This window comes from Streptacidiphilus albus JL83, from assembly GCF_000744705.1.
GTDB classification, from domain to species: Bacteria; Actinomycetota; Actinomycetes; order Streptomycetales; family Streptomycetaceae; genus Streptacidiphilus; species Streptacidiphilus albus.
Genome location: NZ_JQML01000001.1, coordinates 2,090,550 through 2,114,068 on the forward strand (window position 1 = coordinate 2,090,550; position 23,519 = coordinate 2,114,068).

The window sequence follows — 23,519 nt, forward strand, 5'->3', positions numbered from 1 at the left end:
CCCTCTCCCCTGGTTCGAACGCGCTGCCCGCCGGCGCTAGGCCGGGCCCCGTTCCGCCAGCGCCAGTGCGGCGGCGGCGAAGAGGTCGCCGCGCTCACCGTAGTTGGTGAACATGTCCATCGAGGCGCAGGCCGGGGCCAGCAGCACGGTGTCGCCCGGCCGGGCGAGTCCGGCGGCGGCCCGGACGGCCGCGTCCATCGCCGGAGCACCAGTCTGGCCGTCGGGCAGCTCGATGACCGGGACCTCGGGGGCGTGTCGCGCCAGCGCCGCCCGGATCAGCGCCCGGTCCGCGCCGAGCAGCACCGCGCCGCGCAGCCGGGAGGCGGCGCCGGCCACCAGGGCGTCCAGGTCGGCGCCCTTGGCGAGCCCGCCGGCGATCCAGACCACCGACTGGTAGGCGGCCAGCGAGGCGGCGGCGGCGTGCGGGTTGGTGGCCTTGGAGTCGTCGATGTAGACGACCCCGTCGACCTCGGTGACCCGGGCGATCCGGTGGGCGTCGGGACGGAAGGCGCGCAGCCCGTCACGGACGGCGCGCGGCTCCACCCCGTACGCCCGGGCGAGCGCGGCGGCGGCCAGCGCGTCGGCGATGTTGTGCGGAGCGGACGGCTGGACGTCGCCGACGGCGGCCAGTTCGGCCGCCGCCCGGTGCCGGTCGTCGATGAAGGCGCGGTCGACCAGCAGCCCGTCGACCACGCCGAGCTGCGAGACGGTGGGCGCGCCGAGGGTGAAGCCGACCGCCCGGCAGCCCTCCTCCACGTCGGCGGCGCGGACCAGCTCCTCGGTGGCCGGGTCGGCGGTGTTGTAGACGCAGGCGACCCGGTTGCCCTCGTAGATCCGGCCCTTGTCGGCGGCGTAGGCGTCCATCGAGCCGTGCCAGTCCAGGTGGTCGGCCGCGATGTTGAGCACCACGGCCGAGTGCGGGCGCAGCGAGGGCGCCCAGTGCAGCTGGTAGCTGGACAGTTCCACGGCCAGCACCTCGTAGGGCTCCTCGGCGAGGACCGCGTCCAGCACCGAGACCCCGACGTTGCCGACGGCGGCGCTGCGCCGGCCGGCGGCTTCGAGGATCGAGGCGAGCATCTGGACGGTGGTGGTCTTGCCGTTGGTGCCGGTGACGGCCAGCCAGGGAGCGGGCTCGCCGGTCGAGACCAGCGGGGCGCGCAGCCGCCAGGCGAGCTCGACATCACCCCAGACCTGGACGCCGGCCGCCTCGGCGGCGGCGAACAGCGAGCTGTGCGGCGGCCAGCCGGGCGTGGTGACGACCAGTCGGGTGCCCTCGGGCAGGCTCTCGCCGTCGCCCAGCCGGACGCTGACGCCCAGTCCGCGCAGCTCGGCGGCCTGCGCCTGCTGCCGGGGGCCGGTGCCGCCCTCGACCACGGTGACCCGGGCGCCGAGCCCGTGCAGCACCCGGGCGGCCGGCACCCCGGAGATGCCCAGGCCCGCCACGGTGACCGGGAGGTCCTTCCAGTCCGGGGTGGGGGTGTCCGCGACCGCGGTCATGCGCTCACCCAGCCCGCGTAGAACAGGCCGAGACCGACCGCCACGCAGAGCCCCTGGATGATCCAGAACCGGACCACGATCAGCACCTCGGACCAGCCCTTGAGTTCGAAGTGGTGCTGCAGCGGGGCCATCTTGAAGACCCGCTTGCCGGTCATCCGGAAGGAGCCGACCTGGATGATCACCGACAGCGTGATCAGCACGAACAGGCCGCCGAGGATGGCCAGCAGCATCTCGGTGTGCGAGCAGATGGCGAGCCCGGCGAGGGCGCCGCCGAGGGCCAGCGAGCCGGTGTCGCCCATGAAGATCTTGGCGGGCGAGGTGTTCCACCAGAGGAAGCCGAAGCAGGCGCCCATCAGCGCGGCGGCGACCACCGCCAGGTCCAGCGGGTTGCTCACCTGGTAGCAGTTGGGTCCGGCGGTCGCCGCGGAGCTGCAGGTCTGGCCGTACTCCCAGATGCCGATGAAGACATAGGCGCCGAAGACCATCACCGAGGCGCCGGTGGCCAGGCCGTCCAGACCGTCCGTCAGGTTCACGCCGTTGGACATGGCCAGGATCATGAAGATCGCCCACAGCGCGAACAGCACCGGGCCGAGCGACCAGCCGATGTCGCGGACGAAGGAGAGCTTGGTCGAGGCCGGGGTGGTGCCGCTGCTGTCGGCGAAGTTCAGCGAGCCGACCGCGAAGACGATGCCGACGATCAGCTGGCCGGCCATCTTCGCCTTGGCCCGGAGGCCGAGCGAGCGCTGCTTGACGATCTTGATGTAGTCGTCCAGGAAGCCGACCAGGCCCATGCCGGTCATCAGGAACAGCACCAGCAGCGCGGAGGCCGAGGGCACCGAGCCGACCATCAGCTTGGTCAGGCCGTAGGCGACCAGGGTCGCCAGGATGAAGGCGATCCCGCCCATGGTGGGGGTGCCGCGCTTGCTGTGGTGGGCCTTGGGCCCGTCGTCCCGGATCATCTGGCCGTACCCGTGCCTGGCCAGAATCCGGATCAGTATCGGGGTGCCGACGAGCGACAGCACCAGGGCGATCGCGGCGGCGAAGAGGATCTGCCGCATCGGCGAGCTGCTGGAGGAGGCCAGCTCGACCATGGCGAGACGGTCGGTCACGAGGACGCTCCGTCCACCGCGTCATCGGACAGCAGCGCCTCGGCCACCCGTTCGAGCCCGACCGAGCGCGACGCCTTCACCAGCACCACGTCCCCCGGCCTGACCCGCTCCCGCAGCAATCCGATCGCCGCACCCACATCGGACACCAGCACCGACTCCTCACCCCACGAACCTTCGTTCCTCGCGCCCAGCTCCATGCAGGCCGCATCCCGGCCGCCCACCGCCACCAGCGTGGTGATGTTCAGCCGTACCGCCAGCCGGCCCACCGCGTCGTGCTCGGCGAGGGAGTCCTCGCCGAGTTCCCGCATCTCCCCCAGCACCGCCCAGGTTCGGCGTGCCTCGGGCCCTCTGCCGCCGATCGCCGCGAGCGCCCGCAGGGCGGCCCGCATCGACTCGGGATTGGCGTTGTAGGCGTCGTTGACGACGGTGACACCGTCCGCACGCTCCGTCAGTTCCATCCGCCAGCGCGAGAGGCTGCCCGCCCCGCCGAGCCCGGCGGCCACCTCCGCGACGCCGAGACCGCACTCCAGCGCCACCGCGGCGGCGGCCAGTGCGTTCGACACATGGTGCTCACCGTAGAGCCGCATGGCCACCGGAGCGGAACCGGCAGGTGTGACCAGGGTGAAGGCCGGGCGTCCCGTGCCGTCCAGGCGGACGTCGACCGCCCGCACCTGGGCGTCCGGGGACTCGCCGAAGAAGACCACCCGCGCCCTGGTCCGCGCCGCCATCGCCCGCACCAGCGGGTCGTCGGCGTTGAGCACCGCGACCCCGGTCGGGTCCAGGCCCTCCACCAGCTCGCCCTTGGCCTCGGCGATGGCCTCCCGGCTGCCGAACTCCCCGACGTGCGCCGAGCCGACGTTCAGCACCAGGCCGATCCGCGGCGGCACGATCGCCGACAGCGCGGCGATGTCGCCCTTGTGCCTGGCGCCCATCTCCAGCACCAGGAACCGGGTGTCGGCGGTCAGCCGCAGCGCGGTGACCGGGGCGCCGATCTCGTTGTTGGCGTTGCCCAGGGTGTAGACCGTCGGGCCGGCCTGCTGCAGCAGCTGGGCGATCAGGTCCTTGGTGCCGGTCTTGCCGGCCGAGCCGGTGAGCGCCACCACGGTGGTTCCGGCCGCCTTCTCGGCGACCGCGTGGGCGAGCCGGCCGAGCGCCTCCACCACGTCGTCGACGACCACGGCCGGAACGCCGATCCGCCGCGAGGCGAGCACCGCGACCGCACCGCGCTCCACCGCGCCGACCGCGTAGTCGTGACCGTCCACGCGCTCGCCGACGACGGCCGCGAACAGCGCGCCGGGCTCGACCTCGCGGGAGTCGTGCACGACCGGACCGGTGACCGGCGCCTGCGGGTCGGGCGTGTCAAACAGGGTCCCGCCGGTGGCCTGGGCCACCTCGGCGAGGGTGAGCGGGATCACGTTGGCTCTACTCCTTGGCGTCGCCGTGCCGGGTACGCACGGCGTCAATGGTCGGGCTCGACCTCAGGATCGCCTCGCGCAGCACCGCGCGGTCGTCGAAGGGTCGGATCTCGTCATGGACGTACTGGCCCAGTTCGTGGCCCTTGCCGGCGACCAGCACGCAGTCGCCGGGACGGGCCAGGGCTACCGCGGCGGCGATGGCACGGGCCCGGTCGGGCTCCACCAGGACCGCCCCGCGCTCGGCCTCGGGAACCTCCACCGCGCCGCCGAGCATGGCGACGAGGATCGCCAGCGGATCCTCGGTGCGGGGGTTGTCGCTGGTCAGGATGGCGGTGTCGGCGCGGCGGGCGGCGATGCCGCCCATCGGGCCGCGTTTGAAGGGGTCGCGGTCGCCGCCGCAGCCGACCACCACGTGCAGCCGGCCCTTGGTGACCTCGCGCAGCGAGTCCAGTGCGGCCTCCAGCGCGTCCGGCTTGTGGGCGTAGTCGACGACGGCGACGTAGGGCTGTCCGGCGTCCACCCGCTCCATCCGTCCGGGCACCCCGGCCACCGCGGCCACACCGGCCGCCGCCTCGGCGAGCGGCAGTCCGGCGACGGCCAGCGCGACGATCGCGGCCAGCGCGTTGGCGACGTTGAAGGGACCGGGCAGGGCGACCGAGGCGTCGACCGACGCACCGTCAGGGCCCGCCACCCGGAAGACCGATCCGGCGGGGCCCAGCTGGAGGTCCACGGCCCGCCAGTCGGCGTCCGGATCGCCCTTGGCCGAGTAGGTGACCACCGGGATCGTCGCCTCGGCGGCCAGCCGGCGGCCGTAGGGGTCGTCCAGGTTGACCACTCCCCGCCGGGCCCGCCGGGGCGTGAACAGCCCGGCCTTGGCCCGGTAGTAGTCCTCCATGTCCGGGTGGAAGTCCAGGTGCTCCGGCGTCAGGTTGTTGAACACCGCGACGTCGTAGACCACGCCGTCGACCCGGCCGAAGACCAGGGCGTGGCTGGAGACCTCCATCACCAGGGCGTCGACCGCGCGCTCGCGCATCACCGCGAGCACCGCGTGCAGGTCGGTGGCCTCGGGCGTGGTCCGCTCGCTCTTGATCCGCTCGTAGCCGATCCGGAGCTCGACCGTCCCGATCAGCCCGGTGGACCGGCCGGAGCCGCGCAGCCCGCCCTCGACCAGGTAGGCCGTGGTGGTCTTGCCGTTGGTGCCGGTGATCCCGACGGTGAGCAGGCCGTCGGCGGGCCGGCCGTACAGCGCGGCGGCCAGGTCGCCCATGACCGTCCGGGGCGCGTCGACCACCAGCAGCGGCAGTCCGCAGCCGGCCGCCCGAGCGGCGCCGTCGGCGTCCGTCAGCAGCGCGACCGCGCCGTTCCCGGCGGCCTGGGCCGCGTAGTCCGCGCCGTGCGCGTGCGCGCCCGGCAGGGCGGCGTAGAGGTCGCCCGGACGGACCGCACGGGAGTCGTGGGTGATCCCGGTGACCAGTACCGCTTCGGCGGCGGCGGGGAGCCCCAGCAGGGCGGCGAGCTCGGCGAGCGGGGTGGGGCGGGTCCGCGCGGGGCGCGGCGGGGCACTGGAGTGGATCTCCTCCGCCACCGCTTCGTCGAGGGGCTCTGGATCACGTGAGGGCACGGCCGTGAGGTTACCCGTATCGACGGGCCCGGGGCCAAGCCAGGGGGGCCTCGGGCCGGTCCCGGAGGATTCGTCGCCCTGCGATGTGACGGAGGTCATATCGTCAACTCCGCTTCGTAGTGTCTGTGCAGCTGATACCGACCGACCGTGGGTCTCTCCTGATAGGACTCACCAGTTGACCGGGAGGTTCGCCGCCGCCGCACCGGTCGGCGGCACCTGCAGGCTCTTCAGGGCGAACTCCATCACCTGCTTGAAGACCGGGCCGCACAGCTCGCCGCCGAAGTGCCCGTTCACCGGGTTCTGGACCACGCAGGAGACGGTGATCCGCGGCCGGTCGGCCGGTGCGAAGCCGATGAACGAGGAGGTGTAGCCGCTGTAGCGGCCGGTCGTCGGGTCCACGCGGTTGGCCGTGCCGGTCTTGCCGGCCACCAGGTAGCCGGGGATCTGCGCCATGATGCCGGTCCCCTCCTGGCTCGCCACCACCGACTGCAGCATCTCCGCCACCGTCTTCGCGGTCTGCGCGCCGACCACCCGGGTCTCGGCCGGCGCCGGGGCCGGCACGAACACGCCGTTCGGCCCGGTCACCCCGGCGACCAGCGAGGGGGCCACCCGGACCCCGCCGTTGGCGATGGTGGAGTAGACCGAGGTGGTCTGCAGCGCGTTCACCGAGAGCCCCTGCCCGAACGGGATGGTGTACTGCTGCGAGGCCGACCACTGGTCCGGCGGCGCCAGGATGCCCGGCGTCTCGCCCGGGAAGTCGAGGCCCGAGGGCTGCCCGATGCCGAACTTGGTCAGGTAGCCGTAGAGCACCCGGTTCGCCTGCTGCTGGGTCGGGCCGAGCTGCTCGGCGGCCAGGATGGTGCCGATGTTGGACGACTGCGCCAGCACCCCGTTCAGGGTCAGGTGCTCGGTGCCGTGCGCCACGTCGTCGTGGAACAGGGTCCCGCCCCGGGGCAGTGTCCCCGGCACGGTGACCTTGGTCAGCGGCGTCGCCACATTCTGCTGGAGCACCGCCGACATGGTCATCAGCTTGCTCACGCTGCCCGGCTCGTAGGCGTCCTGGAGCGCGGTGTTGCCCAGGTCGGCGGGGTCGGCCCGGGCCAGGTCGTTGGGGTCGAACCCGGGCGCGGTCGCCATCGCCAGGATCTTCCCGTCGGTGACGTCCTGGACGATCACGTAGCCCTGCTGCGCCCCGGCCGCCCGCACCTCGGCGGTGATCGCCTGCTGGGCCTCGTACTGGATGTCCCGGTTCAGCGTCAGCCGGATGCTCGACCCCGGGACCGGGGCGGTCTCGCTGCCGCCGGCCGTGGGCACCTCCTGGCCGCCGGACTGGGCATAGGTGGTCTTCCCGTTCCTGCCGCTCAGCAGGGCGTTGTACTGCTCCTCCAGCCCGCCCGAGCCCGCCCCGTCGGCGTTGACGAAGCCGATCACGTTGGCGGCCAGCGAGCCGTCCGGGTAGACCCGCTTGGTGTCCTTCTGCCGGAAGACCCCGTTCAGCACGTTGGCGCAGTCCTCGTCGACCCGGCCGGCGTCCCCGGCCTTCAGCGCCAGGTTGTTCTCGGTCAGGCAGTGGCCGCTCCAGGCCTGCGCCACCAGGGTGTTCTCCAGCGCCGTGACCTGGTTCCAGGTCTGCGGCGACTGCTGCTTGGCCAGCAGGGCGTAGCGGTCGCCGGGGCCGGTGTAGGTGAGCCGCCGGGTCAGCGTCGGCACGTCCACGCCCAGTATCGGCGACAGCAGGTCGGCGGCCCGGGCCGGGCCGTCCGGGATGTGCGCCTGCCCCGGGGTGAACATGTACGGGTCGGCGGTGATGTCGTAGGCGTCCACGGTGGTGGCCAGGACCACCCCGTCGGCGTCGGTGATGGTGCCGCGCTGGGCGGGCAGGGTGACCGTCTGGTAGAGGTTCACATTGGCCTCGGCGGCCAGCGCCGTCGAGTCGACCAGCTGGAGCTGGACCAGTCGGCCCACGAAGAGCGCGAAGGCCGCGCCGAGCGCCACGGTGACCAGACGCAGCCGCCGCTGGGGGCTGGCCAGCTGCAGCGGTCCGGAGCCGGCGGGCCGCTGCGGACCCCGCCCGGACCGGGCGGCGGCGGGACGGCGGCGCGGCTCGACCGCACGGCGGGCCGGCTGCGGCACCTGGCGCGGGGCGCGGGGGCGGCCCGGGCGCGGGGCGCGCGGCGGCTGCGGGGAGCGCGGAGTGCCCATCAGTTGCCGCCCCCGCCGACCAGCGGGGCCGGGCTGCCCAGCACCGTGCCGTCGTCCTCGATGAAGGCCGGCACGCCGCCCGGGACCATGCCCAGCTGGTGGGCGCGGGCGGCCAGCGCGTCCGGGTCGGACCAGCCGGCGATCTGCTGCTGCATCCCCTGCTGCTCGTCCGTCAGCTTCGTGGTCCGCTGCTGGAGTTGGGACAGCTGGAAGGAGCCCTGGTTCAGCGCCGTGTTCAGCATCAGCAGCGCGATCAGTCCGCCCGCCAGCATCAGCACCACCATGAAGGCGAAGGGGCCGCGCCCGCCCGTCCGCGCGGAGCCGCGCCGCGCGGTGCGCCGCGCGTCCGGCCGCCCGGCGCCGCGGCGCGGTCCGACCGGGGCCGTCGTCCCCGCCAGTCTTCCCACCGCCACCGCTGTCCCCTCCTGCCCGTCCTGCGGACTACTTCACCGACAACCTGATTCTCTCTGCTGCGCGCAGCCGAGCCGGGGTGGCGCGACGGTTCTCCGCAATCTCTTCATCGGTCGGCAGCTCCGCGCCCCGGGTCAGCAGCTTGAACCGGGGCTGGTGCTCCTCCGGGACGATCGGCAGTCCGGGCGGCGCGGTGGTCGCCGCGCCGGCCGCGAGGAACTGCTTGACCAGCCGGTCCTCCAGCGAGTGGTAGGCCAGCACGGCGATCCGGCCGCCGACCGCGAGCGCGTCCAGCGCCCCGGGGACGGCCCGTTCGAGCACCGACAGCTCGCCGTTGACCTCGATCCGCAGCGCCTGGAAGGTGCGCTTGGCGGGGTTGCCGCCGGTCCGGCGGGTGGCCGCGGGGATCGCGTTGCGCACCAGGTCGACCAGCCGGGCGCTGTTGGTGAACGGTTCCTTCTCGCGCTCCCGCAGGATCACCGAGGCGATCTTCCCGGCGAAGCGCTCCTCGCCGTAGACCTTGAGCACCCGGGCCAGGTCGCCGTGCGAGTAGGTGTTCAGCACCTCGGCGGCGCTGATCCCGGTGGACTGGTCCATCCGCATGTCGAGCGGGGCGTCCTGGGCGTAGGCGAAGCCCCGGTCGGCCTCGTCCAGCTGCATCGAGGAGACGCCGAGGTCGAACAGCGCGCCCTGGATCTCCGGGATCCCGAGCTCCGCCAGCACCTGCGGGATCTCGTCGTAGACGGCGTGCACCAGGGTCGCGCGCTCCCCGAACGGCGCCAGCCGCTCCCGGGCCAGCCGGAGCGCCTCCGGGTCGCGGTCCACCGCCACCAGCCGGGCCTCGGGGAAGGTGCGCAGCAGCGCCTCGCTGTGGCCGCCGAGGCCCAGGGTGGCGTCCACGACGACCGCGCCGGGGCGTCCCCGGAGGGCCGGGGCCAGCACGTCGAGGCAGCGCTGGAGCATCACCGGCACATGCTTGGCCTGGGGGGCCTGGGGGCCGGTGCTCATCGAAGTGCCTCTCGTAGGGCGCACGCACCGCCTGGTCCCCGCCCGCTCGCCTTGGGGAAGGGGCCCTCTGGCACCGGGGAAGGGGCGTCAGCGGGCGAGGAGCGGGTGGAGGCCGGGCCGGTACGTGTGGGCCGGGTCCGGGAGCGGGGGTCCGCTGCGGGTGTCTCAGGGATGGAGTCTCGGGGGTGGAGTCTCGGGGGTCGTGCGGTCCGGGACGCGCTCCCGGCGGGGCGGATGGCCGACAGCCCCTCCGGGCGCAGGACCGCTCTCGCCCGATGTCGCGTCACTTTACTCCACGGCTCCACCGGGTCAACTGGATGCGACGGCGCACGCCCCCTCGGGAGCCGAGGAGAAACCGCAGGTCAGATCGGATCGACCGGAGCTGGAAGGGCGCGCGCCGCAGCTCGGCGCGCCGTCCGCCACGCCCGCCCGGACCGAAGTCCACGCGAACGGAGCAGGGCCCGCCCGCCCCGGCGGCCGGTCGCGGCCGGACGGCCCGCGCCTATGGGGTGCGTCACAGCGCCCTGCTGTGCCTCCTGCGGAACCCACCGCGGGCACCGGTTCCCACTACGGTCACAGGTATGACCGTGAACCCTGACCTGTCCCGCATCCAGGCCACCCGTGCCCCGGCCACCGACAGCAGTTCCACCGACGCCGACACCGTCTCGATCATCGACAGCTTCGTCGCCCGCAACCGGTCCTACGCCGCCGGGTACCGCGACGGCGGCATGGGCGCCCGTCCGGTCCAGCGGGTCGCCGTGGTGGCCTGCATGGACGCCCGGCTCGACGTCCACGCCGCACTCGGCCTCGCCCTCGGCGACTGCCATGTCATCCGCAACGCCGGCGGCGTCGTCACCGACGACACCATCCGCTCGCTGACCGTCAGCCAGCGCGCCCTCGGCACCCGGTCGATAGCCCTGATCCACCACACCGGCTGCGGCCTGCTCGGCCTCACCGAGGACTTCCGGCAGGAGCTGGAGGCCGAGGTCGGCATCCGCCCCACCTGGGCGCTGGAGTCCTTCACCGACCTGGAGCAGGACGTCCGGCAGTCCATGGCCCGGGTCAGGACCTCGCCCTTCCTGCTGCACCACGAGGACATCCGCGGCTTCGTCTTCGACGTCACCACCGGACTGCTGCGCGAGATCGCGCCGTAACCGGCCCGACAAAGGGCCTGGTGGACCGCCCGATACCCCGGCAAAAGCCGCACACCGACCGTACGAACACGATCGGATAGCCCGGTCGAGTGACGGGAGCGGCTCCCACAGGGAACAATGCGGTCACGGGAGGGCCCGCGCCGGGGACAAGGCGGGGGCCAGCAATCGGGCCGAGGAGTATCCGGGTGACGACGTTCAACGAGCAGGCCAGCCTTGACCAGCCCCGAGCGGCGGGACTGGCGAAGCCGGGACTGGCCGAGCTGGGGGCGGTGGTGGAGCGGATCCGCTCCTCCATCGAGAGCGTCCTGGAGGGCAAGCCCGAGGTCGTCAGACTCGCGCTCACGGTGCTGCTCGCCGAGGGCCACCTGCTGATCGAGGACGTGCCCGGGGTCGGCAAGACCATGCTGGCCAAGGCACTCGCCCGCTCGGTGGACTGCACGGTGCGCCGGATCCAGTTCACCCCCGACCTGCTGCCCTCGGACATCACCGGCACCAGCGTCTTCGACCAGAACCGTCGGGACTTCGAGTTCAAGCCCGGCGCGATCTTCGCCCAGATCGTCGTCGGCGACGAGATCAACCGGGCCTCGCCGAAGACCCAGTCCGCGCTGCTGGAGTCCATGGAGGAGGGCCAGGTCACCGTGGACGGCGTCAGCTACCCGCTGCCGTCCCCGTTCATGGTCGTCGCCACCCAGAACCCGGTGGAGATGGAGGGCACCTACCCGCTGCCGGAGGCCCAGCGGGACCGCTTCATGGTGCGGATCTCGGTCGGCTACCCCAGCCCCGAGGCCGAGCTGCAGATGCTCGACGTCCACGGCGGGGTCTCCCCGCTGGACGACCTCAGCCCGGTCGCGCACGCCGACGACGTGAAGAAGCTGATCGAGGTGGTCCGCCAGGTCCACGTCGCCGAGGAGCTGCGCCGCTACGCCGTCGCCATCGTCGGCTCCACCCGGACCTCGCCCGAGCTGCGGCTCGGCGCCTCGCCCCGGGCCACCCTGCACCTGCTCCGGGCCGCCCGCGCCGCCGCCGCGCTGGACGGCCGCGAGTACGTCATCCCGGACGACCTCCAGGGCCTGGCCGCGCCGGTGCTCGCGCACCGGCTGCTGCCGACCGCCGAGACCCAGCTGGGCCGGCGCACCACCGAACAGGTCGTTCGCGACCTGGTGCTGCAGCTGCCCATCCCGCGCCTGGGCCGCTGAGGTGGCGGGCACCTCCAACTGGCGGACCGCCCTGCACGGACTGACCACCCGCGGCCGGTCCTTCCTCGCCGCCGGGCTCACCGCGATCCTCTGCTCGGTGCTGCTCGGCCAGCCCGCCCTGCTGCGGATCGGGCTGCTGCTCACCGTGCTGCCGCTGGCCAGCGCCGGACTGCTGCTGCGCACCCGCTACCGGGTCGCCAGCGGGCGGCGGCTCACCCCGACCCGCACCCCGGCCGGCCAGGAGGCCCGGGTCCACCTGCGGGTCGACAACATCTCGCGGATCCCCACCGGCCTGCTGATGCTGGAGGACAAGGTCCCCTACGTGCTCGGCCCGCGCCCCCGCTTCGTGCTGGACCGGGTCGAGCCGCACGGCCACCGCGAGGTCTCCTACCGGGTCCGCTCCGACCTGCGCGGACGCTATCCGCTGGGCCCGCTCCAGCTGCGGCTCGGCGACCCCTTCGGGCTCTGCGAGCTGACCCGCTCCTTCACCGCCGCCGACACCCTCACCGTCATCCCGCAGGTCCAGCCGCTGCCGGCGATCCGGCTGAGCGGCGAGTGGACCGGCTACGGCGACAGCCACTCCCGGGCGGTGGCGCTGGCCGGCGAGGACGACGCGGTGCCGCGCGAGTACCGGCACGGGGACGACCTGCGCCGGGTGCACTGGCGCTCCACCGCCAAGTACGGCGAGCTGATGGTCCGCCGCGAGGAGGCCCCGCTGCGCAGCCGGGCCACCGTGCTGCTGGACACCCGCGCCGCCGGACACCGGGGCAGCGGCCCCGCCTCCTCCTTCGAATGGGCCGTCAGCGCCTGTGCCTCGCTCGGCCTGCACCTGCTCGAACGCGGCTACACCGTGCGGCTGCTGACCGACACCGGCGACGCGGTCACCGGGCTCGGCACCGGCGGCCTCGGCGGCGCCTCGGCCGAGGCCGCCGGCGTGCTGCTGGACACCCTCGCCATGGTGCAGACCTCCACCGGCGCCGGCCTGGCCCCCGCCGAGCAGGTGCTCAGGATGGGTGGCGAGGGCCTGGTGGTGGCGCTGCTCGGGGCGCTGGACGACGCCCAGCTGGCCGAGCTGGCGCGGCTGCGCCGGCGCACCGCCGCCGCGGTCGCGGTGCTGCTCGACACCGACAGCTGGTCGCTGCTGCGCGGGATGGGCACCTCCGCCGGCCCGAACGGCGGCGGGAACGGCGGCCGGGCCGGGAACGGCGCCGTGCCGGTCGACCGCGCCGAACGGCAGTCCCAGCTGCTCCGCGAGGCCGGCTGGATCGTCCTGCTGGCCTCCTCCGGCGACACCTTCCCCGCCCTGTGGCAGCGGGCCGACCGGCTCGCCTCCGCGGGCCTGAGCTCCTTCACCGCCACCGGCACCGCTGGTGCCGCCGGCGGCGCCACCAACCGCGCCACGACTAAGGACAAGCCATGAACGGCCGCCTCCGGATCGCCCTGTGCGCGGCCACAGCGACCTTCCTGACCGCACTCTGCCTCTGGCCGCTGGTCATCCCGTCCGGCTGGCTGTTCCAGGCGCTGGCGCTGCTGCTGGTGGTCTGCGGCGTGGGCACGCTCCTCCGCCGGATATCCGCCCCCCGCACGCTGGTGCCGCTGGTCCAGCTGCTGACCGTGGTGCTGCTGCTGACGGCGATGTTCGCGAGCTCCCAGGCGCTGCTCGGCTGCCTGCCCGGACCCGCCGCCTGGACCGAGTTCTCCGACCTGCTCAACAGCGGCTTCAACTCGATGAACCAGTACGCCGCACCGGCCCCCGCGCTGCCCGGCCTGAGGCTCATCCTGGTCGGCGCGGTCGTGCTGATCGGCCTGGTCGTGGACGCCCTCGCGGCGACCTACCAGCGGGTGGCGCTGACCGGGCTGCCGCTGCTCGCGCTCTACTCGGTCGGCACCGGACTGCACGACAAGGGCCCGCTCTGGATCTGGTTCCTGCTGTCCAGCCTCGGCTACCTGGCGCTGCTGATGGTGGAGGGCCGGGACCGGCTCGCCCGCTGGGGCCGGGTCTTCCACGGCACCCCGGCCACCCTCGCCGGGGTCTCCGGCGGCAACCCGCTCCGGGCCATCGGCTACCGGATCGGCGCCATCGGCGTGGTGGTCGGGCTGCTGCTGCCGCTGGGGCTGCCCTCGTTCGGCTCCGGGCTGGTCGGGCACCTCGGCGGCTCCGGCGACGGGCTCGGCAACTCCATCATCACCTCGGTCAACCCGCTGGCCTCACTGGCGCAGACGCTGGACCAGTCGAGCAACCGCACCGTGCTCACCTACACCACCAACTCGACCTCGGTCGCGTACCAGTACCTGCGGATCGTCGACCTGAACGAGTTCAACGGGGTCGCCTGGACCACCGGCACCCAGAAGGTGGAGCCGCTGCCGAACCAGCTGCCCGCGCCGCAGGGGCTGACCCCCGCCGTCCAGCAGGCCGACATGCGGACCGACATCACCACCCAGGCCGGCTACAACCAGCAGTGGCTGCCGATGCCGTACCCCGCGACGGACGTCACCGTGAACGGCGACTGGGACTACGAGGCCGAGGGCCGGACCCTGATCGGCGCCGACTCCGGCACCAACGCCGGGGGCCGCTCCTACACCGTGACCAGCCTGATCCTCAATCCGACCGCCGCCCAGCTGCAGGACGCGCCGGCCCCGCCGGCCGCGTTCCTGAAGACCTACACCGCGCTGCCGGCCCACATGCCGGCCAGCGTCAAGGCCGACGCGCTGCAGGTGACCCAGGGCGCCACCAGCGCCTACGCCAAGGCCGTGGCCCTGCAGGACTGGTTCACCACCGGCGGCGGGTTCAGCTACAACACCCAGATCTCCGGCGACACCGGCACCAACGCCATCGCCGAGTTCCTGGTCAACAAGCAGGGGTTCTGCGTCCAGTTCGCGGCCACCATGGCGGCCATGGCCCGCACCCTGGGCATCCCGGCCCGGGTGGTCATCGGCTTCACCCCGGGCAGCCAGCAGAGCGACGGCAGCTGGGTGGTCGGCACCAAGAACGCCCACGCCTGGCCCGAGCTCTACTTCTCCGGGATCGGCTGGCTCCGCTTCGAGCCCACCCCGGGCATCGGCGTCGCCCCCGGCTACTCGCTCAACTCCGCCTCCAGCACCGCCGCCCCCACCCCCGGCGCCAGCGGCGGCTCGACCGCAGGGGCGGCGCCGAAGCCCACCGGCGCACCGGCCTGCCCCCGGATCGAGCAGCGCCAGGGCGGCTGCACCCCCGCGAAGGCCCAGGCCGCCGCCTCCGCCGCGCAGAGCTCGCAGCTGAGCGACCCGCTGCTGCCGGCGATCGTGGCGGCGGCACTGGTCCTGCTGGTGCTGTTGCTGCTGGTTCCGATGGTGTGGCGGCTGCGGCTGCGCCGCCGCCGGATGCGGCCGCGGAGCCCCGAGCTGAGCGAGCAGCAGGTGCTCGACGCCTGGCGGGAACTGCTGGACTCGGCCTGGGACCTGGGGATCACCCCGGACGAGGCGGAGACGCCGCGCCGGACCGTGGCCCGGATCAACGAGCTCGGGGGCCTCGACACCGACCGGCGGGCCGCCGCCGGACGGCTGGCGCTGGCCACCGAACAGGTGCTCTACGCGCCGTTCCCGGCCGCCTCGGCGACGCTGCGGGAGGACGTCCTGTCCGTCCGCTCGGGGCTGCGGGAGTCGGTGGGCCGGGGGGCCAGGGCCCGGGCGGTGCTGCTCCCGGCGTCCCGGCGGCGGCTGCACGAGCAGCTGCGGGCGGCCGTCGGCCGCGCCTACCGGAAGGTGGTCGGCACGCCGCTGGAGACGGCGGCGCGCCGGACCCGGTCCGCGGCCGGGCGGTTCCGCCGGCGCGGGGACGGAACCGCGGGGCAGTAGCGGTCCGGACGCGGCAACGCCCGCCCCGACGGGGCGGGCGTTGGGGTCGAGGTGCCGCCGACGGCGCGGCGGCTAGCGCTGCCCGTCCTGGCGGCGCTGCCAGCGCTGCTCCATACGATCGACCACGGTGGCCTTGCGTCGGCGCTGCGGGGCGCCGGTGCGCGGGTCGGCGACGCCCAGGCGCGGGGCCCGGCGCCAGCCCGCCACCGCGACGGCGGCGCAGCCGATCATCACCACGGCGCCGACCAGCGCGGCCCAGTGGTACTTGGTGACCATGCCACCCGTCAGCAGGGCGACACCGACGACGAAGCCGGCGGCGGCCAGATAGACCGTCCGGCGGGTACGGGCGCGCAGCCCTGACCCTTCGAGCGCTGTCGCGAACTTGGGGTCCTCGGCGTACAGCGCTCGCTCCATCTGCTCGAGCAGACGCTGCTCGTGCTCCGAGAGCGGCACGTCGTCCTCCTCCTCTGGTCGCCACGGGCGACCACCGCCGTCCCAGCAGGACGAACAGTTCTCCTCAGGATAGGCGCGGAGTCTCCTCCGGGAAACCCACCCCGTCTGCACACCGCCCCGGCCGTGACCAGGCACACACTCGCGAGGACGTACGGATGATCCCGCCGATCCCGCTGTGATGCGTATGCCCCGGGCGCGGGGCCGTCATGCGTTGCTTGCCATAGCCGAATCATACGGTTCACCGCGGTATTTCGGGACGGCAAGGACGAGGCCCGATGCCGTCTTCCGCGGTACTCGGGCCCGACGGCGGAGAACGGTGTCAGCGCAGCTCGGCGAGCAGGTGCAGCTGGGTCGCGACGGCGTGGAAGGAGGGCTGCTCGGCGGCGGCCTGCTCCAGCGCCAGCAGGGCGTCCATCGCCCCCGGCTCGGTGTCCACCAGGACGCCAGGGACCAGGTCGGCGAAGATCCGTACGCCGTGCACCGAGGCCACGTCCAGGCCGGCCGCGTCGGCGAGGCCGCGCAGCTCCTCGACGGTGAACCGGCGGGGCATCGGGTCGGTGTCGCCCCAGCGCCCGTCCGGGTCGCCGAGGAGGGTGCGGGCCTCGTTGAAGTGGCCGGCGATGGCGCGGGCGAGCACCGCGCCGTTGCGGTTGGCGGCGAGCAGGCTGACCAGGCCGCCCTTGCGGAGGACCGCGGCCAGCTGGCCGAGGGCCTCGGCCGGGTCGTCGACGACCTCCAGCACGCCGTGGCAGAGCACCGCGTCGACGCTGCCGGGCTCGATCAGCTCGGGCAGGGTCTGGGTGTCGCCCTGGAGCGAGCTGACCAGGTCGGTGACGCCGGCCTCGGCGGCCCGGCGCTCCAGCGCGAACAGCGCGTCGGGGCTCGGGTCGACCACGGTGACCCGGTGGCCCAGCCGGGCCACCGGCACCGCGAAGTTGCCCGTGCCGCCGCCGGTGTCCAGCACGTCGAGCACCGGTCGGCCGAGCTCCTCGGCGCGCCGGGCCAGGGCCGCGCGCAGTATCTCCCAGACGACGGCGGTCCGGAGGGAGCTGCGGGGACGCGTCGAGTACACGGGTGGGCTCCTCGGCCGGGGGAACAGCGGTCGGCTCCACCTTAGAGGTTCCGTCGGCGGGGCCCGTTCAGCCGGTCCGGGGCATCCGCCCGGAGTCGGCGGGAGAGGCGGGTTCGAGCGCCAGCAGCCGCTGGACGATGCGGAGGAACAGGGCGGTGTTACGGATCAGGTCGTCGGCCTCGCGCATGGTCGCCGCCGAGGTGATCCCGGCCTCCGCCGAGGCCCGCTTGGCCGCGCCCGCCGCGTAGTAGACGGACCATTCGGCGAGCTCCGGGGCGACCTCCGGGAGGACCTCCCACGCGCTGCGGATCCGCTTGCGCCGGCGCGGGTTCTCCTCGGGGCGGCCACGCACCGCCAGCACGGCGGCGGAGCCGCGCAGCGCCGCCAGGTGCGCGGTGGCGTAGCGCTCCAGCGGGCCCTCCAGCTCCCGGGCCTCGGCCAGCCCCCGGTGCGCCTGGGCGAGCAGGTCCAGGGCGGCGGGCGGGGCGCCGGCCCGGCGCAGCACCGGGTGCACGTCCGAGGACGGGCGGTAGGGTTTGGCCGCGCCGCCGAGCGCGCTGCCGGTGCCGGTCGTTGTCTGCAACGGCAGCAGCAGTACCTGCGCCGTGGGGTCCGCCTTCTCGTTCATGATTCAGCCCTCCCGTGCGGTGACGTCGGCAAGCGGTCGAGGAAGTCTCCGAGCCCTCATCGACATGCTGCACCCCGCCACTGACAACGCCCCGGGCCCCGATCTACGGACCGACCCCGACCTGCGCGTTCACCAGCGGTGCGGGCGTCGGCCCGACCGCCGCCGGGGCCGGCTGCGCCACCGCGAACAGCGGCAGGAAGAACTGGACCAGCGGGCCGATCGCCAGCGCGTAGACCACCGTGCCGACGCCGATGCCGCCGCCCAGGACCACCCCGACGACCAGCACGGTCACCTCGATGGAGGTGCGGACCACCCGGACCGAGTAGCCGGTGCGTCGGCAGAGGCCGGTCATCAGCCCGTCCCGGGGGCCGGGGCCGAGCCGGGCGCCGATGTACAGCCCGCCGGCGACGCCGTTCAGGACGACGCCGCCGACCATGGACGCGATCCGCAGCGGCAGCCCGTGCAGCGGCGGCAGCAGGGCCAGCGCCTCGTTCACCGCCAGGCCGATGACGAAGACGTTGCTGACGGTGCCGAAGCCCGGCCACTGGCGGAGCGGGATCCACAGCAGCAGCACGGCCGCGCCGATCGCCATGGTCATCACCCCGAAGGAGAGCGGGAGGTGCCGGGTCAGGCCCTGGGTGAAGACGTCCCAGGGATCGAGTCCGAGGGCGGCGCGGATCAGCAGGGCCATGCTGCCGCCGTAGAGGACGAGGCCAATGTAGAGCTGGACGAGGCGTCGGGCCATGGAGTTGCTCCCCCTTGGTTGCCTGGATGTTCGGTTGCCTGGATGTTCGGTTGCCTGGATGCGCTGACTGCTGCCAGTCTGGAAGCGATTGGACTGCTTCTCCATAGCCAATCGAGGAAGGGTGGACTGGCATGGCCGCACGAACCGCCATCAGCGCGGCGCAACTGGACCGCACGCTCGGCGTCTGGCAGCGGGGCCGCGACAGTGCCTACCGCTCCCTGGCCGGCTCGCTGCGGACGCTGGTGCTGGACGGGCGGGTGCCCGTCGACGTCCGGCTCCCGGCCGAGCGCGAGCTGTCCGCCGTGCTCGGGGTGAGCCGGACCACGGTCGCCGCCGCGTACGAGGTGCTGCGCACCGAGGGCTTCCTGGCCAGCCGCCGGGGCGCGGGCAGCTGGACCGCCCTGCCGGCCGGCCGGCCGATGCCGGTGGCCGGCCTCTCCCCGTTCCCGACCGACAGCGGCGGGGTGATCGACCTCGGTGTCGCGGCGCTGTCCGCCCCGGAGCCGTGGATCACCACCGCGCTCACCGCGGCCGTCGCCGAACTCCCGGCCTACACCCGGACCCACGGGGACTTCCCGCTCGGGCTCCAGGTGCTGCGCCAGGCCGTCGCCGACCGCTTCGTCCAGCGCGGGCTGCCCACGACGGCGGACCAGATCATGGTGACCAACGGCGCGGCCGGGGCGCTGTCCCTGCTGCTGCGGCAGCTGGCCGGCCCCGGGGAGCGGATCGCCGTCGAGTCCCCCAGCTACGCCAACGCGCTGCAGGCCATCCGCCTGTGCGGGGCGCGGCCGGTGCCGGTGCCGCTGGCCGAGGACGGCTGGCGGCTGGACGCCTGGGCCGGCACGCTGCGCGCGGCGGCGCCCTCGCTGGCGTACGTCATCCCGGACTTCCACAATCCGACCGCCCTGGTGATGCCGGAGGAGCAGCGCGCCGAGCTGGTCTCGCTGGCCCGGGCCACCGGCACCCAGCTGATCGTGGACGAGACCATGGTGGAGCTCTCGCTCGACCCGGAGACCCCGCTGCCGCTGCCGCTGGCCGCCTTCGACCGCACCGGCAGCGTGATCACCGTCGGCTCGGCCGGAAAGACCTTCTGGGGCGGGCTGCGGATCGGCTGGATCAGGGCGCGCCCCGAACTGGTCCAGCGGATCGCGGCGGACCGGGCCAGCCTCGACGTCTGCTCGCCGCTGGTGGAGCAGCTGGCCGTCCGCCACCTGCTGACCGAGAGCCTGCCGGAGGTGCTGGCCCACCAGCGGCGCCGGGTCACCGAGCAGCGGGACGCGCTGGTCGCGGCGGTGCACGAGGCGCTGCCCGACTGGACCTTCCGGGTGCCGCAGGGCGGCCTGTCGCTGTGGGTGCGGACCGGGGAGGACGGACCGGGCGGCAGCGCGCTGGCGACGGCGGCCCAGCGCTTCGGCGTCTGGATCGGCTCGGGGCCGCGGTTCGGGGTGGACGGGGTGCTGGAGCGCTTCGTCCGGCTGCCCTACGCCCAGCCGCCGGAGGTCTCGTGGGAGGCGGTGCGCCGACTCGCGGCGGCCGCGGCCACGGAGGCCGTACCCGCCCCGGCCCCGGACTTCAGCCTGCTCTGAGCGGCGCGCTCCGGGCGGTCGGGCGCACCCGGGAAATGTCGGAGCGGCGTCCGGGTCCCGGCGGATCCCCTCCGCCGGCGCACAGACGCCGCCCCTCCCCCTGGTCCCCCCTCGCCCCCGCCCCACCGGTATCGGTCCCCCGACCCCACCGGTGGGTCGCGCCCTGGCCGGGCGGCTGCTCCGCCGCCCCGTGTCGGCGGTGCAGTGCCTGGCCAGTCGTACGGCACACGCTCCCCGGTCCCCCGTGGAACGCTCCCGTTGCTCCCCTGGTTGGAGAGCCCCCCGTCAGCGTTCGCGACCGGTGGTCGCATGCCTTCCCCGGATGGCGGACCAGGTGGACCCTTCGGTCCCCAGCTCCTTCCCGGTGACCACAACTCTGCCCTTCCCGCAGGTCGCGGCATATCCGTTCGGCTACTCATCCGTTTCCCTGGGTACACCTGGGTACGGATACTCAGAGATCTTGGTCCCGGCCCTCCCGGCAGCCGTGCGGTGCAGCGACGTGTCACTGTCCTCCGCTAGCGTGTCCGGTGATCGAACCAGGGGGCCGGACATGTCTGTCATTCCATTGATCTTCACCAGCGGCTGGGCCAGCGGCATCAACGCCTATGCCGTGGTCCTGCTGCTCGGCCTGTTCGGCCGCCTCGACCACGTCGCCGCCGTCCCGTCGGCCCTGGAGCGGACGGATGTGCTGCTGGTCGCGGCGGTGCTGTGCCTCTGCGAGGTCGTCGCCGACAAGATCCCCTACGTGGACTCGGCCTGGGACGCCGTGCACACCGTGATCCGGCCGATCGCCGGGGCGACCGTGGCCGTGCTGATCGCCGGGCACGCGCACGGCTCGCTCGGCGAGATCGCCGCCGGCGCCCTGGGCGGCACCACCGCGCTGGCCAGCCACGTGGTCAAGGCGAGCCTCCGGCTGGGGGTCAACGTCTCGCCCGAGCCCTTCAGCAACATCCTCACCAGCCTGGTCGAGGAGCTGCTGGTGGCCGGGGTGGTGGTGCTCGCGATCTTCCACCCGGTCGCCGCCGCCGTGGTCGCCGGGGTGCTGCTGGCGCTGGGGCTGCTGCTGGTCGTCCTCACCTTCTCGCGGATCCGCCGCTTCTGGCTCCGCCGCCGCGAGCGGCGCGAGGCGCGGGTGGGCGCTCGCGGAGGTGTGGGCGTCGGCGCATAGGATCGTCTGCCATGGCACGGATCCTCGTCATCGGCGCAGGTATGGGCGGACTCGCGACCGCAGCACGGCTGGCGACGGTCGGGCACCGGGTGACCGTCTGCGAGGCGGGCCCGACCCACGGGGGAATGCTCGGGCAGTACCAGCGGGAGGGCTTCCGCTTCGACACCGGGCCGACCCTGCTGACCCTCCCTGCGGTCTACCGCGACCTGATGCTGAAGACCGGCCGCACCCGGCTGGAGGACGAGGTCGAGCTGCTGCCGGTCGACCCGGGCAGCACCCATGTCCTGCCCGACGGGACCCGCTTCGACCTGGCCAACGCCTCCCGGGCGAAGGTGCTCCGGGCACTGGACGACGCCCTCGGCCAGGAGGCCGGCCGCCGCTGGGGCGAGCTGCTGGAGCGCGGCCGCGGCGTGTGGGAGGCCACCCGGCGCCCGCTGCTGGAGGAGCCGCTGCCGGACGACCCCACGCCGCTCCACCGCGACCCGTACCTCCCGTTGAAACGGCGCTGGCCGCTCGGCCGGCCGACCGCCACCGCGGCCGAGGTCGCCGAGCGCGAGCTCCGGCTGCCCGGACTGACCTCGCTGCTCGACGAGTACGCGCTGCGCTTCGGCTTCGACCCGCGCCGGGCCCCGGCCTCGCTGACCTCGATCCCGTACATGGAGCAGAGCTTCGGCGTCTGGTACGTCACCGGGGGGATGCGCGCCCTCGCCGACGCCGTGCTCCGCCGGTGCGAGCAGCGCAGGGTCGAGCTGCGCTTCGACGCGCCGGTGGAGGGGGTGCTGGGCGACGACCGGGCCACCGGCGTGCTGCTGGCCGACGGCAGCACCCTGGACGCGGACGTCGTCGTCGCCGACACCCGGGTCCGGGTGCTCGCCCGCCCGCAGCCGGACGCGACGGAGGGGGAGCAGCCCGCCCCCGGCCGCTTCAGCGTGCTGCTCGCCCTGCGCGGCGCCCGCCCGCCGGGCACCCCGCACCGCACCGTGGTCCACGCCGCCGACCGGACGGCGGAGTTGGACGCGCTCTTCGGCCCCTCCGCGCGGCTGTACGACCGGCCGACCGTCCAGGTACTCCGCCCGGGGGACGCGACACTGGCCCCGGAGGGGCACGAGACCGCGGTGCTGACCGTGACCGTCCCGGCGGCCGGCCAGGGACCGCGACAGCTGCCCTGGTCGGCGGCGGAGGCCGACGCGTACGCGGACGCCGTCCTGGCGCACGCCGCGCCCGGGCTGCGCGAGCGGGTGCTGTGGCGGGAGCTGCGGACCCCGGCCGACACCGAGCGGGAGACCGGCGCCCCGGGCGGCTCGGTGCCGGGACCGGCCCTGGCGGGCGCCGGCGGCGCCTTCCTCCGGGCCGGCAACCGAACCGCGTTCCCCGGCCTCTACCGGGTCGGCGGCGCGGCCCACCCGGGCGGCGGGCTGGCCCGGGTGGGGATGTCGGCGACGGTGACGGCGGAGCTGATCGGCACGCCGTGACGCACTGTGCTCAGCCGTGGTTCCAGGACTCGGGCGGCGGCTGCTGCCCGTAGTCCTGGTAATGCTGGTACGGCTGCTGGGGCTGCTGCGCCTGCTGCTCGTACTGGTACGTCCCCTGGGGGTTGTAGCCGGTGCTGTCGTAGTCGTCCGGCTGGTACGGCGGTTGCTGCGGCTGGGCGTACTGCTGGTGGTACTGCTCCTGCCCGTACTGCTGGGCGTACGGCTGCTCCGGGACGCCCTGCTGCCCGTACGACGGCTGCTGCCCGTACGCCTGCTGCCCGTACGGCTGCTCCGCGAAGGCGGGTTGGGCGTATCCCGGCTGGGCGTACCCCTGCTCGGCGTAGGCCTGCTGCCCGTACCCCTGCTGGCCGTACCCCTCCTGGCCGTAGTAGGGATCGGCGTACTGCGGCTGCTGCCCGTACCCCTGCTCCGCGTACTGCGGCTGCGGCTGCGGCTGCGGCTGCGTCGGGAACGGGGACTGCGACGACGCCTCCTCCAGTTCGACGGTGAGCAGCGCGGGCGCCTCCTCCAGCTCGATCGGTCCCACCGCGCCGACCTGTTCGACCAGGGTGACCTCGCCCGGCTCCGGGACCTCCCCGGCCGGGAAGACCCGGCCCAGCAGCGGCAGCCGGGCCAGCGGCCCCGGCAGCGAGCCGTCCCGGCCGCGCAGCGACCAGTGCGGTCCCGAGCCGCGCTTGACGGCGCGGGTCACCAGCAGCTGGCCGGCCGCGAACGCGGCCACCCCGCCCGCGATCACCGCCACCGTGCCGGTCTGCACGCCGTCCGCCAGGCCGAGGAAGCCCAGCAGCGCGAGCGCCCGCCAGTGCACCGGGGCCCGGAACTGGAGCAGCAGTTCCCCGAGAAGCCACAGGGCCACCACCGCGAACGCGGGATACAGCACCGCGAGTCCGACGTTCAAGGCCTACCTACCTCAGTGCTCAGCGGGGC

19 protein-coding genes are annotated in these 23,519 nt (G+C 74.1%); 7 read left to right on the top strand and 12 right to left on the bottom strand.

Translation table 11 applies throughout. From position 1 onward, the window contains the following. Positions 1–36: 36 nt before the first annotated feature. The 7 genes from murD to rsmH all read right to left on the bottom strand — a co-directional run bounded on the left by murD (position 37) and on the right by rsmH (position 9,263). Positions 37–1,497 carry a UDP-N-acetylmuramoyl-L-alanine--D-glutamate ligase gene (murD, locus tag BS75_RS09050; RefSeq protein ID WP_034087845.1) on the bottom strand — a complete coding sequence of 487 codons (1,461 nt, stop codon included), beginning with the start codon at positions 1,495–1,497 and terminating at the stop codon, positions 37–39. After that, on the bottom strand, positions 1,494–2,555 hold the full coding sequence (mraY, locus tag BS75_RS09055; protein ID WP_034092688.1) for a phospho-N-acetylmuramoyl-pentapeptide-transferase: 1,062 nt from the start codon (positions 2,553–2,555) through the stop codon (positions 1,494–1,496). Before mraY ends, murD begins: the two co-directional genes overlap by 4 nt. Before the next feature lie 47 nt (positions 2,556–2,602). After that, positions 2,603–4,021 carry a UDP-N-acetylmuramoyl-tripeptide--D-alanyl-D-alanine ligase gene (locus BS75_RS09060; protein ID WP_034087846.1) on the bottom strand — a complete coding sequence of 473 codons (1,419 nt, stop codon included), beginning with the start codon at positions 4,019–4,021 and terminating at the stop codon, positions 2,603–2,605. Positions 4,022–4,028: 7 nt separating this feature from the next. After that, positions 4,029–5,741, bottom strand: coding sequence for a UDP-N-acetylmuramoyl-L-alanyl-D-glutamate--2,6-diaminopimelate ligase (locus BS75_RS09065; protein ID WP_081982202.1), 1,713 nt, complete (start codon positions 5,739–5,741; stop codon positions 4,029–4,031). Between the two features lie 69 nt (positions 5,742–5,810). Then, positions 5,811–7,844: a peptidoglycan D,D-transpeptidase FtsI family protein gene (locus BS75_RS09070; RefSeq protein WP_034087847.1), complete on the bottom strand. Its 2,034-nt coding sequence runs from the start codon at positions 7,842–7,844 to the stop codon at positions 5,811–5,813. Continuing rightward, entirely contained in the window at positions 7,844–8,257 is a 414-nt protein-coding gene (locus tag BS75_RS09075) for an FtsB/FtsL family cell division protein (protein ID WP_052069292.1), read from the bottom strand. The genes BS75_RS09070 and BS75_RS09075 overlap by 1 nt, the downstream gene beginning before the upstream one ends. A 28-nt stretch (positions 8,258–8,285) precedes the next feature. After that, positions 8,286–9,263 (bottom strand): 16S rRNA (cytosine(1402)-N(4))-methyltransferase RsmH, encoded by a 978-nt coding sequence (gene rsmH / locus BS75_RS09080; protein WP_034087848.1) that lies wholly within the window; start codon positions 9,261–9,263, stop codon positions 8,286–8,288. A gap of 581 nt (positions 9,264–9,844) precedes the next feature. On the opposite strand from rsmH, the gene BS75_RS09085 reads away from it, so the two are divergent. The 4 genes from BS75_RS09085 to BS75_RS09100 all read left to right on the top strand — a co-directional run bounded on the left by BS75_RS09085 (position 9,845) and on the right by BS75_RS09100 (position 15,447). Further along, a complete protein-coding gene (locus BS75_RS09085; RefSeq protein WP_042439289.1) occupies positions 9,845–10,417 on the top strand; it encodes a beta-class carbonic anhydrase in 573 nt (190 codons plus the stop codon). 185 nt (positions 10,418–10,602) lie between these two features. Then, a complete protein-coding gene (locus tag BS75_RS09090; RefSeq protein ID WP_042439291.1) occupies positions 10,603–11,613 on the top strand; it encodes an AAA family ATPase in 1,011 nt (336 codons plus the stop codon). Between the two features lies 1 nt (position 11,614). After that, positions 11,615–13,033, top strand: a complete 1,419-nt coding sequence (locus BS75_RS09095) for a DUF58 domain-containing protein (RefSeq protein WP_034087849.1) — start codon at positions 11,615–11,617, stop codon at positions 13,031–13,033. Further along, positions 13,030–15,447, top strand: a complete 2,418-nt coding sequence (locus BS75_RS09100) for a transglutaminase family protein (protein WP_052069293.1) — start codon at positions 13,030–13,032, stop codon at positions 15,445–15,447. The genes BS75_RS09095 and BS75_RS09100 overlap by 4 nt, the downstream gene beginning before the upstream one ends. Before the next feature lie 72 nt (positions 15,448–15,519). Here the strand turns inward: BS75_RS09100 and BS75_RS09105 are convergent, their stop codons facing one another. From BS75_RS09105 to yczE, 4 genes are all read right to left on the bottom strand, one after another. Further along, positions 15,520–15,900, bottom strand: a complete 381-nt coding sequence (locus BS75_RS09105; protein ID WP_034087850.1) for a DUF3040 domain-containing protein — start codon at positions 15,898–15,900, stop codon at positions 15,520–15,522. A 319-nt stretch (positions 15,901–16,219) separates the two neighbouring features. Next, on the bottom strand, positions 16,220–16,972 hold the full coding sequence (locus tag BS75_RS09110) for a methyltransferase domain-containing protein (RefSeq protein ID WP_231607724.1): 753 nt from the start codon (positions 16,970–16,972) through the stop codon (positions 16,220–16,222). 67 nt (positions 16,973–17,039) lie between these two features. Continuing rightward, positions 17,040–17,600, bottom strand: coding sequence for an SAV_6107 family HEPN domain-containing protein (locus BS75_RS09115; RefSeq protein ID WP_160312292.1), 561 nt, complete (start codon positions 17,598–17,600; stop codon positions 17,040–17,042). A gap of 103 nt (positions 17,601–17,703) precedes the next feature. Then, positions 17,704–18,345: a membrane protein YczE gene (gene yczE / locus BS75_RS09120; protein WP_034087852.1), complete on the bottom strand. Its 642-nt coding sequence runs from the start codon at positions 18,343–18,345 to the stop codon at positions 17,704–17,706. Between the two features lie 131 nt (positions 18,346–18,476). Here yczE and yczR point away from each other — a divergent pair, with 131 nt between their 5' ends. From yczR to BS75_RS09135, 3 genes are all read left to right on the top strand, one after another. Further along, positions 18,477–19,931, top strand: a complete 1,455-nt coding sequence (yczR, locus tag BS75_RS09125; RefSeq protein ID WP_042439293.1) for a MocR-like transcription factor YczR — start codon at positions 18,477–18,479, stop codon at positions 19,929–19,931. Between the two features lie 550 nt (positions 19,932–20,481). After that, complete coding sequence (locus tag BS75_RS09130) at positions 20,482–21,099, top strand: DUF4126 domain-containing protein (protein WP_034087853.1); 618 nt, start codon at positions 20,482–20,484, stop codon at positions 21,097–21,099. 11 nt (positions 21,100–21,110) lie between these two features. Continuing rightward, a complete protein-coding gene (locus BS75_RS09135; protein ID WP_034087854.1) occupies positions 21,111–22,571 on the top strand; it encodes a phytoene desaturase family protein in 1,461 nt (486 codons plus the stop codon). Positions 22,572–22,581: 10 nt separating this feature from the next. Here BS75_RS09135 and BS75_RS44065 read toward each other — a convergent pair whose 3' ends face one another. Further along, positions 22,582–23,490, bottom strand: coding sequence for a hypothetical protein (locus BS75_RS44065; RefSeq protein ID WP_052069294.1), 909 nt, complete (start codon positions 23,488–23,490; stop codon positions 22,582–22,584). Positions 23,491–23,519 lie beyond the last annotated feature (29 nt).